Origin of the sequence: Hymenobacter lapidarius, assembly GCF_001816145.1 — a bacterium.
Lineage (GTDB): Bacteria > Bacteroidota > Bacteroidia > Cytophagales > Hymenobacteraceae > Hymenobacter > Hymenobacter lapidarius.
In genome coordinates this window covers 85,966-99,784 of the sequence record NZ_MDZB01000120.1, presented here as the reverse complement: position 1 = coordinate 99,784, position 13,819 = coordinate 85,966, and the positions used below count along the sequence as shown (strand labels likewise).

Genomic DNA, 13,819 nt, shown 5'->3' with positions numbered 1-13,819 from the left:
ACCCCCTCTCCAAAAAAGAGGGGGCACCGGTTTGGGGAAGGCGACAATCTCAATGATAAGTGTAATCAACTGTCTTGCAAATTTTTATATTGCTTATTCATTCATAAAAGCATTTCCGGTGCCCCCTCTTTTTTGGAGAGGGGGTCAGGGGGTGAGGTTGACACCAGAACGTCCCCTCCTGCCCCCACATTCAGGGTCAAATGCACCCGGAACTCGTTGGCGGGCGTGTGGTCGTCGACGTCCAGCTGGAACTGGCCGGGGTAGAGCAAATCCAGGCGGCGGCGGGTATTGGCCAGGCCGATGCCGTTGCTGCCGGCCAGGTCGGTGGAGGGCAGCGAGAGGCGGGTATTGCGCACTTCCAGCTCCAGCACATCGGGCTGGGGCTGGCGCAGGGCCACAAAAATGGTGCTGGCCTGGGTGGCGGCCACGCCGTGCTTGAACGCGTTTTCGAGAAAGGGCAGCAACAGCATGGGCGCCACGGGCACGTCGTGCACGGGTTCGGGCCGCTCGAAGGTGACGGTCACCCGGTCGCTGAGCCGCAGCTGCATCAGGGTGATGTAGTCCTGCACAAACGCCACTTCCTGGCTGAGCAGGGTGCTGCCGTGGGCGGTGTCGTAGAGCACGTAGCGCATCATGCGCGAGAGCCGGTGAATGGCCGAGCGGGCCTCCTCGCCGTCGAGCAGCGTGAGGGCGTAGATGTTGTTGAGGGTATTGAAGAAGAAGTGCGGGTTAATCTGGGCCTTGAGCATGGACAGCTCGGAGCTGGTGCGCTGCTGCTCCAGCATCTGCCGAAGCTGGACATCCCGCTGCAGCTTCTGCACCACCGTGATGCAGGTGCTGATGCCCAGCACCAGCATGGTGGTGAGCAGGCCCATGGAATCGAAGCGCAGGCCTCGCTGCGAGAGCCGGGGCCGGCCCGTGGCGGCTTCGAAGGCCTTGTTGATAAGCGCGGGCAGGTCGAGGACCTGGTCCAGCGCGCGGCTGAAAAGCAGCACGCCCACCGTGGTGCCGCACAGGGCCAGAATAAACCAGCCCGTTCGGCCCTTAAACAGCAGGCGGGGCACCGTGACGTTCGCCGTGAGGTAGAACGTGCCCACCCACACGGCAAACATCAGCCCCTGCTTCACCCAAAATTCCGGAGGCAGCGTGAGGCGGCCCGTAAGCGGCTGAAACAGCAAAAAAATGAGTCCGAATAGTCCCCACACCAGCACGTGAAGGAGCAGGGTGAGGTAGCTTCGGGGGGTCGGCAAGGGCATGGGGGAGGAAGGATACGCAACAAATTTACTCAACGCCTAACCCCGGCCGCGGGCCAAACCGACTGCAGGGGGAATTGTATCGACGGCGGGGAAGGTTTCATCGGTTGGGAAGTGCCACCGTTGGAGCGGTTGAGCCGTTGAACGATGCCCGCACAACGAATGGCTGATTGGTCCCGGTGTCATTCAACCATACAACCACCCCTGTCCGAGCCAACTTTGCGCCCGGCGTGCCGAACTTGCGCTATGATTCGCTCCTTCCTGCTGCCGCTCGTGCTTCTCTCTGCTACTACTGTTGTTTCAGCCCTTCCGCCCCTCCCCGACTTCAGCAAGTACCCCACCTACTTGGGGCCCGACCTGGGCCTGACGTGGCGCAGCACCCAGGCCACCCTGCGCGTGTGGGCCCCCACCGCCGAAGCCCTGCGGCTGCGTCTCTACGCCGGTGGCACCGGCGGGCCAGCCCGCGCCGAGTACCCCATGACCAGGGCCGAAGGCGGCACCTGGACCTACGCCCTCCCCGCCGGCACCACCGGCTTCTACACCGTGCAGGCCACCATTGCCGGGAAGCAAATGGCCGAAGTAGCCGACCCCTACGCCCACGCCGTGGGCCGCAACGGCCAGCGCGGCGCCGTGCTCAACCCCGCCCTGGTGGCCCCGCCCGGCTGGGCCGACGACCTGCGCCCGGCCCTAAAGCAAGCCACTGATGTCGTGATTGGCGAAGTGCACGTGCGCGACCTGAGCATGCACCCGCAGTCGGGCATTCGGGAAAAGGGCAAATTCCTGGGCCTAGCCCAGCTGGGCACCCGGGGTCCGGAGGGCGTCACCACCGGCCTAGAGCACTTGGTGGAGCTGGGCCTGACCCACGTGCACCTGCTGCCCACCAACGACTTCGCGAGCATCGACGAGGCCGCGCCCGACCGCGCCAACCGCTACAACTGGGGCTACGACCCGCTGCACTACTCCGTGCCCGAAGGCTCCTACGCCACCGACGCCGCCAACCCCGCCGTCCGCATCAGCGAGTTTAAGCAGATGGTGGAAAACCTGCACGGCCAGGGCCTGCGCGTGGTGCTCGACGTGGTGTATAACCACACCGCCAATGCCGCCCGCAGCGCCTTCGAGCAGCTGGTGCCCGGCTACTACTACCGCCACAACCCCGACGGCACCCTGAGCAACGCCACCGCCTGCGGCAACGAAATAGCCTCGGAGCGCCCCATGGTGCGCAAGCTCATCGTGGAATCGGTGGCCTATTGGGCCCGCGAATACCACGCCGACGGCTTCCGCTTCGACCTGATGGGCGTGCTGGATATTGAGACCATGCGCGCCGTGCGCGTGGCCCTCGACCAGCAGGACCACAGCATTCTGATGTATGGCGAAGGTTGGACTGCCGGCCCCTCGCCCCTGCCCGAAGCCCGCCGCGCCGTGAAAGCCAACGTGGCCCGGCTTCCGCGCATTGCCGCCTTCGGCGACGAGCTGCGCGACGGCGTGAAAGGCCACTACGCCCGCCAGACCGAGCCCGGCTTTGCCAGCGGCCGGCCCGGCCTGGAGGAGAGCGTGAAGTTCGGCATTGTGGCCGCCACCCAGCACCCGCAGGTGGAGTACAGCCAAGTGAACTACTCGAAGGCGCCCTGGGCGGAGTCGCCCGCGCAGGCCATCAACTACGTGGCCTGCCACGACGACTTGGTGCTCTGGGACAAGCTCGCCGCAGCCAACCCCGGCGCTACGGAAGCCCAACGAACCAAGATGGACCTGCTCAGCAACGCCATTGTGTTTACGTCGCAGGGCATCCCGTTTTTGCCAGTCGGCGATGAGTTTCTGCGCACCAAGGGCGGCTCGCACAACTCCTACAACCTGCCCGACAGCGTGAACCAGCTGGACTGGGGCCGCAAGGCCAAGTACCCGGCGGTGTATAATTTCTACCGCCGGCTCATTGCCCTGCGCCGCGCCCACCCCGCCTTCCGCCTGCCCACCACCGAGCTAATCCAGCAACACCTGGAGTTCCTCCCCAACACCCACCCCGGCCTCATTGCCTACCAGCTGAAAGACCACGCCGGCGGCGACGCCTGGCAGAACATTGTGGTGATTTTCAACGGCAAGGCCTCGGCCGACAGCGTGGCCGTGCCGCGGGGCACCTACAAAGTGGTGCTGCGCGGCGACCAGCTCAACGAGGAAGGGCTCGATGTGCTCGAAGTCACCAGCGGAGTGCAGGTGCCGGGCAGCACGGCCCTTATCTTGGTGAAGCTCTAGGCGGCGATAATTGCCCCGGCCGGCGGCTGCACCTAATGCCCCCGGCCGGACCACCCTGCGTACTCAGCGTCCCGTTTAAGCCGCAACCCCTTTTACCATCGCCATGAAAAACGTTGTCACCATCACCCTCAATCCGGCCATCGACAAGAGCACCGTGGCTCCCCAGATTGTGCCGGACCATAAAATACGCTGCGGAACGCCCAAGTTTGAAGCCGGCGGCGGCGGCATCAACGTGGCGCGCGCCCTCAAACGCCTGGGCCTCGATTCGCGGGCCGTTTTCACGGCCGGCGGCCCTCCCGGCGAGGTCCTGCAACAGCTGTTGACCCACGAGGGCATTGCCCTGCAGCCGGTGCCCACCACGGCCTGGACCCGCGAAAATTTCATCGTCGTAGACGCCTCCAACAACCAGCAGTACCGCTTCGGGATGCCTGGCAACAGGCTTCTTGAAGAAGAGCAGGAGCAACTATTGGCCACGTTGGCCGGGCTCAGCCCCGTTCCCGATGTGCTGGTGGCCAGCGGCAGCCTGCCGCCCGGTGTGGCGCCCGAGTTTATGGGCAGGATTGCCCATTGGGCCCGCAGCGTGGGAGCCAGGCTTATCGTTGACACGTCGGACAAAGCCCTGCAAAGTGCCGTGAACGAAGGGGTGTATTTGCTGAAACCTAACCTGGGCGAATTGAGCCGCCTGGTTGGGGCCGAAGCGCTCGACACCGAATCGGCCGCCGACGCTGCCCGGTCCATCATCGACGCGGGCAAATGCGAAATCGTGGTGGTGTCGCTGGGAGCCAACGGCGCCTACTTGGTTACCAAAGACGAAGAAGAGCACATTGCGGCGCCCGCCGTGCGCAAGCGCAGCACCGTGGGCGCCGGCGACAGCATGGTGGCCGGCATGGTGTTCGCGCTCTGCCAGGGCCGGCCCGTGCGCGAAGCCGTGCGCCTGGGTGTGGCCTGCGGCTCGGCCGCCACCATGAACTCCGGCACCGAGCTGTTTCACCCGGCTGATGCTGAAAAGCTATTCCAATGGCTGCTGCGCACCATGCCCCGGCCCGAGCCGGCTTCCTAAGCACTCGTACAGAGGCAGCATAATGCTCTGTCTAACAGAAATTTGCTACTTAACGGCCGTTAAGTCGAGCAGCAGTTGACAGAGGGCGGCCTCGTCGTAGGGCTTGGTGAGGCAGGCGTTCATGCCCGCGGCCAGATAGGCCGCGCGGTCGGCTTCAAAAGCATTGGCCGTGAGGGCGATGATGGGGATGTTGGCCAGCTTGGCGTCGGGGTGTTGGCGGATGGTGGTGGTAACCTGCACGCCGCTCAGGCCCGGCATCCGGATATCGAGAATGGCCGCGTCGTAGGCTTGTTCCTGGAGTTGGGCCAGGGCATCGGAGCCGTTGTCAACGGCGTGCACGTGCACGCCCCAGTACTCCAACACGGCCACGGCAATACGCTGGTTCACCAGGTTGTCCTCGGCCAGCAGCATGCGCAGGCCCTGCAGGGCATCGAAGCCGGCAGTGGGCACCGCGGGGGCATGGTCCCCGGCCGTGTCGGGCGCGCGGGGCAGCACCAACTGAAACGAAAACGTGGTGCCCTGACCGGGCACACTGCTCAGCTGCAGCGTGCCGCCCATTTGCTCCACCAGCTGGCGGCTGATGGTGAGGCCCAGGCCCGTGCCGCCGTAACGCAGGCTGGTATCGGCACTGGCCTGGGCAAAGGCTTCGAAGATATGTACTTGCTCTTCGGGTGAAATGCCAATGCCGGTGTCTTCCACCCAAAAACGCAGCGTCAGGGCCTGCGGCGCGTCCTGGAGGACGTCGGCCCCCAGCCGCACATGGCCGTGGTCGGTGAATTTGATGGCGTTTGAGAGCAGGTTGAGCAGCACCTGATGCAGCCGGTAGGCGTCGCCGAGCACCCGGGGCATGGCCGCGGGCAGCGGCTCCACCGTGAGGGCCAGGCGCTTTTGGGCCACCAGGGCCGCCACCGTTTGCCCGGCACCGTGCAGGGCCACGCCCAGGTCGAAGGGGGCGTGGTTGAGCACGTGGTGGTGGTGGGTGGTGATTTTGGCCATGTCCAGCACGTCGTTGAGCAAGGCCAGCAGGTGCTGGCCCGCGTGCTGCATGGTGGTCAGGTACTCGCGCTGCGGGGAGGTGAGGGAGGTTTTTTGCAGTAGCCCGGCCATGCCCAGCACCCCGTTCAGGGGCGTGCGGATTTCGTGGCTCATGCGCGCCAGGAAGGCTTCTTTGGCCAGGGCGTTTTCTTCGGCTTCCTGCTTGGCCAGCCGCAGGGCCCGCTCGGCCAGGATGCCCGGCGTTACGTCGTAGCCCGACGCCAGCACGTAGGGCGCGTGCCCTTCCTGCGCCACCTGGTAGGTGTAGTAGCGCAGGTAGCGCAACTCGCCCTCCCGGGTTTGCACCGTAATGATTTGGTCTTCGGTCTTTAAGGGGTTTTCGCCTTCAAAATAGGCCTTGAGGGCAGCACGGTGCTTTGGCGGCAGCGTCTCGCTCAGGTTCTTGCCCACCAGCTGGGCAGCCGGGATGCCCAAAAGGCGCTCAATGGCGGGATTCACCGACAGCAGCGTGCCTTGCAGGTCGTGGGTGCAAATGAGGGCCTGCGAATAGTACACCAGGTCGTGGTATTGCTTTTCGCGGCGCTCCAGAGCCTGGCGGGCGTGTTTGATGTCGGTGATGTCGGTGCTCACCGTGAGAATGGCCACTTGGCCGTCGGGGCGTTGCATGGGCCGTTTATAGACCTGGAATTGCATCACCTCGCCCGTATCGAGCGTGAAAGGCAGCTCCCGGGTCTGGGCTTGGTGAGTTTTGCGTACCAGCTCGTTCATTTCCCACACTTGCTGCACTTCCTCCAGCACAGCCGCCGGTGCGCCCACCGCTTGCCAGTTTTGGTAGTGGGCCACCATGGCATCGTAGGCATGATTGGTAAAGGAAATGCTATTGTCGGGGTCCACCATGTACAGCACATTGGGCAGGGTGTTCAGAATCTGACGAACGAACGTCTGCTGGACTTGCAGCATCTCCTGCACCTCGTGCTGCAGTTTTTCGGCCGTGTAGCGCGCCGTAATGTCGATGCCGGTCCCTACCATCAGCTGCAGGGCACCGCTGGCGTCGTACACCGGCCGGAAGTAGCGCAGCATCAGCTGCGGGCGCTGATTGTGGTCGATGCGCATCTCTTCCCACGTCACGTCGTTCCGGGTGCGGGTGGCCAGCTCGAAGTATTGTTCGCGCTGCTCGGCCAGGCCGGCGGGCCGCTTATCCTGATGAACGGCAAAGTACTCGGTGCTGGTCAGGCCGGTAATCTGCTGGCGCACGGCCGCGTCGGGCACTGCCGAGGGATTGACGAACAGAAAGCGGTGCTGGGCGTCGAACACGGCCACGTCCACCGGCAGCAGGTTCAGAACGGACTCGTAGAACTCCTGCTGCTGGGCCACCTTCTCCTCGGCCATTTTCCGTTCCGTGATGTCGACGCCTGAGCACAGCACCAGTTGCGCGCCGTTGGCCGCCACCACGGGCCGGTAGCGCAGCAGCCAATGCTGCGGGCCGTGGGGACCTTCCCGGGTTTCTTCCCACGACACGTCCCGCTGCTCGCGCACGGCCTCGGCAAAGGCGGCGGACCGGCGCTGGGCCACGCCTTCCGGGCGCTTGCGGTAGGCGCAGGTTTCGTTGCTGGTCTTGCCCACCATCCAGGCCCGGGTGGCGGCGTCGGGCTCCAGCACGGGGTTGAGGAACAGGTAGCGGTGCTCGGCATCGAACACGGCCACGGCCGAGGGCACCTGCTCCAGCAGGCTCTCGTAGAAAGCCCGCTGCTCGGCCAGGCGCTGCTCGGCCTGCTGCCGCGCCGTGATGTTGGTCAGGTACAGCGTCACGTACGCCTGGCCCGGCACGGCCCCCACCGTAAACAGGTAGTGCTGGCCGTCTACCGCCAGCTCCTGCTGCTGCTGTTCGGGCGTGCGCAGGGCCGCTTGCACCAGCGCCAGGAGCCGCGCGGGCAGGTCGCCGCGCGCGTCGACGGCCAGGGCGTGCAGCAGGGGCGCGGCGGCGGGGTTGGCATACAGCACCTCGCCGGCCGCGTTGAGCCGCAGCGTGGGGTTGGGATTCTGCTGCGGAATGTAGGACAGCGTCCGAATCTCGGCGTCGCGCTGGTGGCGCTCGGTCACGTCGCGGTAGCATATCAGGCGGCCGGCGCCCACGGTGTCCAGCACCAAATAATCGAGCTCAATAACCCGGCCGTTGGCCAGCACAAACTCCTCCTGGAGCACGGTTTGCCCGGCCGCGTGCAGCTCCAGCGCCCGGGCCTGAAAGGCGGCCGGGTCCCGGAAGGCGTTGTCGATGTAAACGGCGGCCGGGGAAATGGGGGCGTGGCCCTCGGCCGGGCCCGCCATCGGCGGCAGACCGAACAGGTCCCAGAAATACTGATTGACGTACTGAATCTGTCCGGCCTGGTCCACCAGCACGAAGCCCACGCGCAAATTGTGCACCAGGGCCGTGAGCTGGGTGTAGTGCTGCCGGGCGCGGCCGTCGCTGGCGGCCACTTCCTGCCGGAGCGCGGCCATTTCGGCGTGGGCGGCCGCCAGGGCCGCTTCGGCTTGCTCGCGGCCGGCCCGTTCCGAGGCAACCAGCTCGGCCCATTTCGCCGCGGAAATAGTAGTAACAGCAGACATAGCCGTAAAATAACAGGTAGCGGATTGGGTGGTGCGAATAAAGTCGATAATGAGCCCAAAAGGTGTCAAAAATAACTCGCTTCAAAAAAAATTCTCAACGACAGGCCCCGCTTAGCTACACGTGTTTACTATTTTATTCCTTTCTGAGTAGTAAAAAAACCACTACACGGCTGCCTGTTTGGAAGCAATGCCATGATACAGGCGTCGGCTTTGCCGGGCGCGCCCCGGCTTTTGCTCCCTGGTGGCCCGCCCCACCAGCACGTCCCCGCCCACGCCTCTTGAAAACCGCCACTTAAGCGCCGCAACAAACCAGCTATTGCGTAGGCTTTCCGGCTGTTTGCGGGCTGGGCCCGTAAACCCGGCTGCAGGGGCTGCCACCTTTCGCCGCCTCTCGCATCATCCCGATACTTTTCAATATGTCGACCACCGAGCAGAAATTCACCGTTGAGCGTTTGTCCTTCACCTCTTTAACCGAGCTGCCCGACTCCTGGCAGAACTCGGACTACAAAGAGCTGCTGAAGAAGATGAACTACGAGAACCCGGACGACATCAGCGAAGCCGAGCTAAAAGATATGTGCCTGATGTCGTTCACCGATTTGGAGCCGCGCGAGGCCGCCGAAATCGTGCTGGGCTACCTGTTTCCGGAGCAGCTGAACGATGGCCAAATCGAGAACCTGTCGCACCAGATGCTGACCGAGAAGCTGTGGGAAGAAAACCCCGAGCTGCCGCTGCACCAAGGCTTCTACAAAGCCACGCAGCTACTGCACACGGCCTACAACGGCACCTTCCCCCGCACCCAGGCCGTGGAGTTCCAGGTGAAATGCACCGCTGAAAACCCCGAAGACCTCGCTCTTTTCGCCGAGGCGCCCGAAGCCCCGCTCCTGCGCCTACTCGCCCAGGGCCTGCCCGACAGTGCCCTGCTCAACCGGCTGTTTTCAACTCACCTAGCCGGCACCGAATTTGAGGAAGCCAAGTCGATAATCTGGGAGTTGAAAACGGTGGAAAAGACCGATACTTCCATCACCTTCGATGTGATGAGCTCCACCAACTGGCTGGAAGATTTCAAGTACGCCGACACCTACGAAGCCACCACCCACGCCGACGTAGTAGCGGAAACCGAGGAGTAAGCCAGCTTCCTTCAAGTGCTACACCGGAGTGAAGGCAGGACGCAGCCCCTGCTGCCTGGCTCCCCCAAAAAAGCCCCATCGCGGCCCCTTTCACAAGGGGGCACTGCGGTGGGGCTTTTGCCTGAATACTGGTTAATTCACTTCACCGCCGCTGGCCACCGGTTTGCGCAGCATCCGGTAGTACCTTGCTCCTCCCATCTGCCTCTACCATGAAACTCAACTTGTTTAGTAAAGCCCTGCTGGCCTTGGGCCTGCCCCTGCTGCTGGGTGTTTCCTGCGAAGAGCCCGAGCCCGAGCCCGACGCCGTGCCCCTGCCGGCTGAACTCAAGGCCTACGTGCTGTTCCAGCCCGGCACCCACTGGATTTACCAGGACTCGGCCACGCAGCAGCTCGACAGCGTCTGGGTCGTTTCGACAAAGCTGACTGAAGTGCGCCAAGGCGGACTGTACTCCGGCGCGCCGATTAACAAGTATGAAGTTTTCGAAATGCGGACGCGTTCGAGCCAGGGCGGCCCGGACCAAGTGTTTGGCACGCACCGGCTGTGCGGCGCAAACATCAGCGACGATGGAGATGAGAACTGGCCGTGCTGGGTCGTGACGCGGGGCGAGTCCTTGCCCAACAGCACGGCCGACGTGGGCGGGGCGTACGTCTTTCCGTACATCATCGTGCGCGACCGCGCCCGCACGGATTTTCTGGCGGGCGGTATGCAGCCCTACTGGCACACGCGGCCGCTGGCCCTCGGGGCCCGGACCTACCCCGACGTGATGGAAGTAAGCCTGCCCAGGGGCGACGCCTCGCAGGGCGGCTGGCCGGCCTACTATGCCTGGGCCCCGAACGTGGGCATTGTTCGTCAGCGCGTGGTGGTGCAGGGCGTGCCCCACACCCGCGCCCTGTTGCGCTCCCGCATCGTGCAGTAAGCCTGGGGCATTCGGTTTCTCACCGTAGCGTGAAGCGGTGCTTCACATCCCCGCACGACACCCAGCCGGCGCCGGGACACGAAGCAGTGCTTCGCGTCCCGGCGCTACGTTTTTCCAGCGGTCAAACAGCATTTCAATAATTGCTTGTACTATTACCGCTTCAAATAGCAACGTCTTTCTGATGGCAATTTTACTACTTCACCAAAAGCCTATTAGCCACTGGCTGCGGGCGGCACGCACGCTGCCTTTCCTCACTGCTTTCCTGCTGACCCAGGGTATGCAAGCGGCCCCGGCACCGGTTCCGTACTTCTCGGAGCCGGCCGTGTCGCCCAACCGCACGGAGCTGGCTTTTGTGTCGGGCGGTGATATTTGGACCAGTCCAGTGGCGGGCGGCGAGGCCCGCTTGCTGGTGTCTCACCCGGCCACCGAAAGCCGGCCACTGTACTCGCCCGATGGCCGTTCGCTGGCCTTCATTTCCACGCGCACCGGCAACGGCGATGTGTACGTGCTGGCCCTGGAAACCGGCGAGCTGCGCCGCGCGACCTTCGACGACGCCCCCGACCAGCTCGACAACTGGTCGGCCGATGGCAAATGGCTCTACTTCTCCTCGTCGAGCCGCGACATCGCCGGCATGAACGACATTTACCGGGTGCCGGCCACCGGCGGCACGCCCACCCCGGTAAGCGCCGACCGCTACGCCAACGAATTCTTCGCCGCACCCAGCCCCGACGGCAAGCTGCTGGCGTTCAGCGCCCGCGGCATTGCCAACAACCAGTGGTGGCGCCACGGCCACAGCCACCTCGACGAATCGGAAATTACCCTGCGGCACGAAGGGCCCAACGGCGCGCCCACCTACGAGGCCCTGACTACGGGCGGTGGCAAAGCCCTGTGGCCCATGTGGGGCGCGGGCGGCCAGCGCCTGTTCTACGTGTCGGACCAGGCCGGGCCCGAAAATATTTGGGTGCTAGGCCTGAACGGTGATAAAACTACCGCCCGGGCCGTCACCTCCTTCAAGGACGGGCGCGTGCTCTGGCCCAGCATTTCCTACGACGGCAAGCTCATTGCGTTCGAGCGCAACTTCAAGCTGTGGACCATGGACACCGACAACGGCCAGGTGCGCGAAGTGGTGGTGCAGCGCCGGGGCGTGCCTGCCGGCCCGGCCGTGGAGCGCATGCGTTTCTCCGACCGCCTGCAAGAGCTGGCGCTGTCGCCCGACGGCACCAAAGTGGCTTTTGTGGTGCACGGCGAAGTATTCGCCGCCTCGGCGGCCGATGGCGGCGAGGCCACCCGCATTTCGCAAACGCCGGCCGCCGAATCCGGCCTGGCCTGGGCGCCCGATAGCCGCCGGCTGGTGTACGTGTCGGAGCGCGACGGCCCTTCTCACCTCTACAGCTACGCTTTTGGCACCGGCAAGGAAACGCGCTTGACCAACAGCGTCCTCAACGACGCCGCGCCCGGCTTCTCGCCCGATGGCAAGCTGCTGGCCTTCCAGCGCGATGCCCGCGAGCTGCGGGTGCTGGACGTGGCCACTTCTCAGGATAAAGTATTGGCCAGCGGCATCTTCGGCCGCCCGCCTTCCAGCCCCGAGCGGGACGTGGTGTGGTCGCCCGATGGCAAGTGGCTGGCCTTCATGCCCAGAGGCGCCCGTGGGTTCACCAATGCCTCGGTGGTGCCGGCGGCGGGCGGCACGGCCCGCGCCGTGAGCTTTGTGGCCAACACCAACTCCAATTCCGTTTCGTGGAGCCCCGATGGCAAGTACCTGCTGTTCGATACCGGCCAGCGCACCGAGGACGCCCAGGTTGCCCGCGTCGATTTGCTGCCCCGCACGCCCCGGTTCCGCGAAGACCAGTTCCGGGACTTGTTTAAGGAGCAGCCGGCGCCAGCGCCCAGCGCCCCCGGCAGAACCCCGGCGCCCTCAACCAGGGCCGCGGCGGCCCGCCCCGTGGTATTGCCCGGCGGCCCTACCGACTCCATTGGCACGAGAAAAGGCGTAGCGGGCGCCAAAGCCAACAAGCCGCCGGTGAAGGTTGATTTTGAAGACATTCGTCGCCGGCTGAGCTTGCTGCCCGTGGGCGTAAACGTGGGTTCGCACAGCGTCAGCCCCGACGGCAAGTGGCTGCTGCTCACCGCTTTTTCAGCCAACCAGTCGAACCTGTACGTGTATCCGCTCGATGAGCTGAGCAAGGAGCCGGCCGTGGTGCGCCAGCTCACTTCCACCACCGGCGCCAAGCGAGACGCGCAGTTTTCGCCCAACAGCAAGGAGATATTTTACCTCGACCAGGGCACCATTAAGGTAGTGCCCGTGGAAACCGGCAAAGGCACCCCGCGCAGCGTGGCGGTGAGCGCCGAGATGGATGTAGACTTTGAGAAGGAGAAGATGGTGGTGTTTGACCAGGCTTGGAGCCTGATGCGTGACTTCTTCAACGACCCAACTTTTAACGGCGTGGACTGGCCTGCGCAGCGCGAGATATATGCGCCCCTCATTGCCGGGGCCCGCACCGTGGACGAGGCCCGCCGCCTCACCAACCTGATGATTGGCGAACTCAACGCCTCGCACTCCGGCCACAACCCCGCCCCCGCCGCGGGCGGCACCGTGCCGGCCGCCACGGGCCGCCTCGGCCTGCGCTTTGAGGCACCCGAATACGAGCAGAACGGCCGCCTGCGGGTGAGCACCGTGCTGCCGCTGAGCGCCGCCGCGCTGGCCGGCATCCGCCCCCGGCGACGTGCTACTGACCGTGAACGGCACGGCCCTCACCCCCGGCACCAACCTCGACGAGCTGCTGCAGTACCAGGTGGGCCGCCGCGTGACCCTGCGCCTGAGCAGCGGCGCGGCCAAAGCTCCTGCCCCTGGCAAGCGCAAAGGCAAGACCGCGCCCGCTGCCACGGTCGCCACCGAGCGCGACGTGGTGGTGCGCCCCATCAGCCGCGAAACCGAAAAAGCCCTCGACTACCGGCAGTGGGTAGAGGAGCGCCGCGCCTACGTGGCCAAAGCCAGCGGCGGCCGCCTGGGCTACGTGCACATGTTTGATATGTCGGCCGGCGCGCTGGCGCAGCTCTACCTGGACCTCGACGCCGAAAATATGGGCCGCGAAGGTGTGGTAGTGGACGTGCGCAACAACAACGGCGGCTTCGTGAACGTGTACGCCATCGACGTGCTGGCGCGCCGCAGCTACCTCACCATGAGCAACCGCAGCCAGCCCACTCCGATGCCGGCCCGCACCGCCCTGGGCCAGCGTGCCCTGGAGCTGCCCACGGTGCTCGTCACCAACCAGCACTCCCTGTCCGATGCCGAAGACTTCAGCGAAGGCTACCGGGCCGAGAAGCTGGGCAAGATAGTGGGCGAGCCCACCGGCGGCTGGATTATCTTCACCGGCGGCGCCACGCTGCTCGATGGCTCCAGCCTGCGCCTGCCGGGCAGCACCATCCGGGCCGCGCGCGACGGCAAGGTGATGGAAATGAACCCCCGCCCCGTGGACGTGGCCGTGACCCGGCCCATGGGCGAGAGCTACACCGGCCGCGACATACAGCTGGACACCGCCGTGAAGGAGCTGCTGGGCCAGCTCAAGCCCGGCACTGCGGGTGCCGCAGGTGGCCGCTAGCCGCTAAAAAAACCGGCCT

The 13,819-nt window shown here is 64.8% G+C and carries 8 protein-coding genes; 6 read left to right on the top strand and 2 right to left on the bottom strand.

Annotation, left to right across the window (positions count from 1 at the left end; translation table 11 throughout):
• Window positions 1-101 precede the first annotated feature (101 nt).
• Complete coding sequence (locus BEN47_RS13460; protein WP_070728913.1) at window positions 102-1,256, bottom strand: sensor histidine kinase; 1,155 nt, start codon at window positions 1,254-1,256, stop codon at window positions 102-104.
• A 243-nt stretch (window positions 1,257-1,499) separates the two neighbouring features.
• Between BEN47_RS13460 and pulA the strand changes: the two genes are divergently transcribed.
• Window positions 1,500-3,497, top strand: coding sequence for a type I pullulanase (gene pulA, locus BEN47_RS13455; protein WP_094123039.1), 1,998 nt, complete (start codon window positions 1,500-1,502; stop codon window positions 3,495-3,497).
• 103 nt (window positions 3,498-3,600) lie between these two features.
• Window positions 3,601-4,557, top strand: a complete 957-nt coding sequence (locus BEN47_RS13450) for a 1-phosphofructokinase family hexose kinase (RefSeq protein ID WP_070728912.1) — start codon at window positions 3,601-3,603, stop codon at window positions 4,555-4,557.
• A gap of 45 nt (window positions 4,558-4,602) precedes the next feature.
• Here BEN47_RS13450 and BEN47_RS13445 read toward each other — a convergent pair whose 3' ends face one another.
• Entirely contained in the window at window positions 4,603-8,157 is a 3,555-nt protein-coding gene (locus tag BEN47_RS13445; RefSeq protein ID WP_070728911.1) for a PAS domain S-box protein, read from the bottom strand.
• A gap of 416 nt (window positions 8,158-8,573) precedes the next feature.
• Here BEN47_RS13445 and BEN47_RS13440 point away from each other — a divergent pair, with 416 nt between their 5' ends.
• The 4 genes from BEN47_RS13440 (at window position 8,574) to BEN47_RS22200 (ending at window position 13,800) form a co-directional block, all read left to right on the top strand.
• Window positions 8,574-9,284 carry a hypothetical protein gene (locus BEN47_RS13440; protein ID WP_070728910.1) on the top strand — a complete coding sequence of 237 codons (711 nt, stop codon included), beginning with the start codon at window positions 8,574-8,576 and terminating at the stop codon, window positions 9,282-9,284.
• A 209-nt stretch (window positions 9,285-9,493) separates the two neighbouring features.
• Entirely contained in the window at window positions 9,494-10,201 is a 708-nt protein-coding gene (locus BEN47_RS13435) for a hypothetical protein (protein WP_070728909.1), read from the top strand.
• 181 nt (window positions 10,202-10,382) lie between these two features.
• A complete protein-coding gene (locus tag BEN47_RS13430; protein ID WP_070728908.1) occupies window positions 10,383-13,229 on the top strand; it encodes an LpqB family beta-propeller domain-containing protein in 2,847 nt (948 codons plus the stop codon).
• On the top strand, window positions 13,111-13,800 hold the full coding sequence (locus BEN47_RS22200) for a S41 family peptidase (protein ID WP_239691610.1): 690 nt from the start codon (window positions 13,111-13,113) through the stop codon (window positions 13,798-13,800). The genes BEN47_RS13430 and BEN47_RS22200 overlap by 119 nt, the downstream gene beginning before the upstream one ends.
• The last annotated feature ends 19 nt before the right edge of the window (window positions 13,801-13,819 follow it).

Coding starts and splice junctions, on each gene's coding strand:
- BEN47_RS13450 (WP_070728912.1), top strand. CDS start 3,601: ATGAAAAACGTTGTCACCATCACCCTCAATCCGGCCATCGACAAGAGC.
- BEN47_RS13445 (WP_070728911.1), bottom strand. CDS start 8,157: ATGTCTGCTGTTACTACTATTTCCGCGGCGAAATGGGCCGAGCTGGTT.
- pulA (WP_094123039.1), top strand. CDS start 1,500: ATGATTCGCTCCTTCCTGCTGCCGCTCGTGCTTCTCTCTGCTACTACT.
- BEN47_RS13435 (WP_070728909.1), top strand. CDS start 9,494: ATGAAACTCAACTTGTTTAGTAAAGCCCTGCTGGCCTTGGGCCTGCCC.
- BEN47_RS13460 (WP_070728913.1), bottom strand. CDS start 1,256: ATGCCCTTGCCGACCCCCCGAAGCTACCTCACCCTGCTCCTTCACGTG.
- BEN47_RS13440 (WP_070728910.1), top strand. CDS start 8,574: ATGTCGACCACCGAGCAGAAATTCACCGTTGAGCGTTTGTCCTTCACC.
- BEN47_RS13430 (WP_070728908.1), top strand. CDS start 10,383: ATGGCAATTTTACTACTTCACCAAAAGCCTATTAGCCACTGGCTGCGG.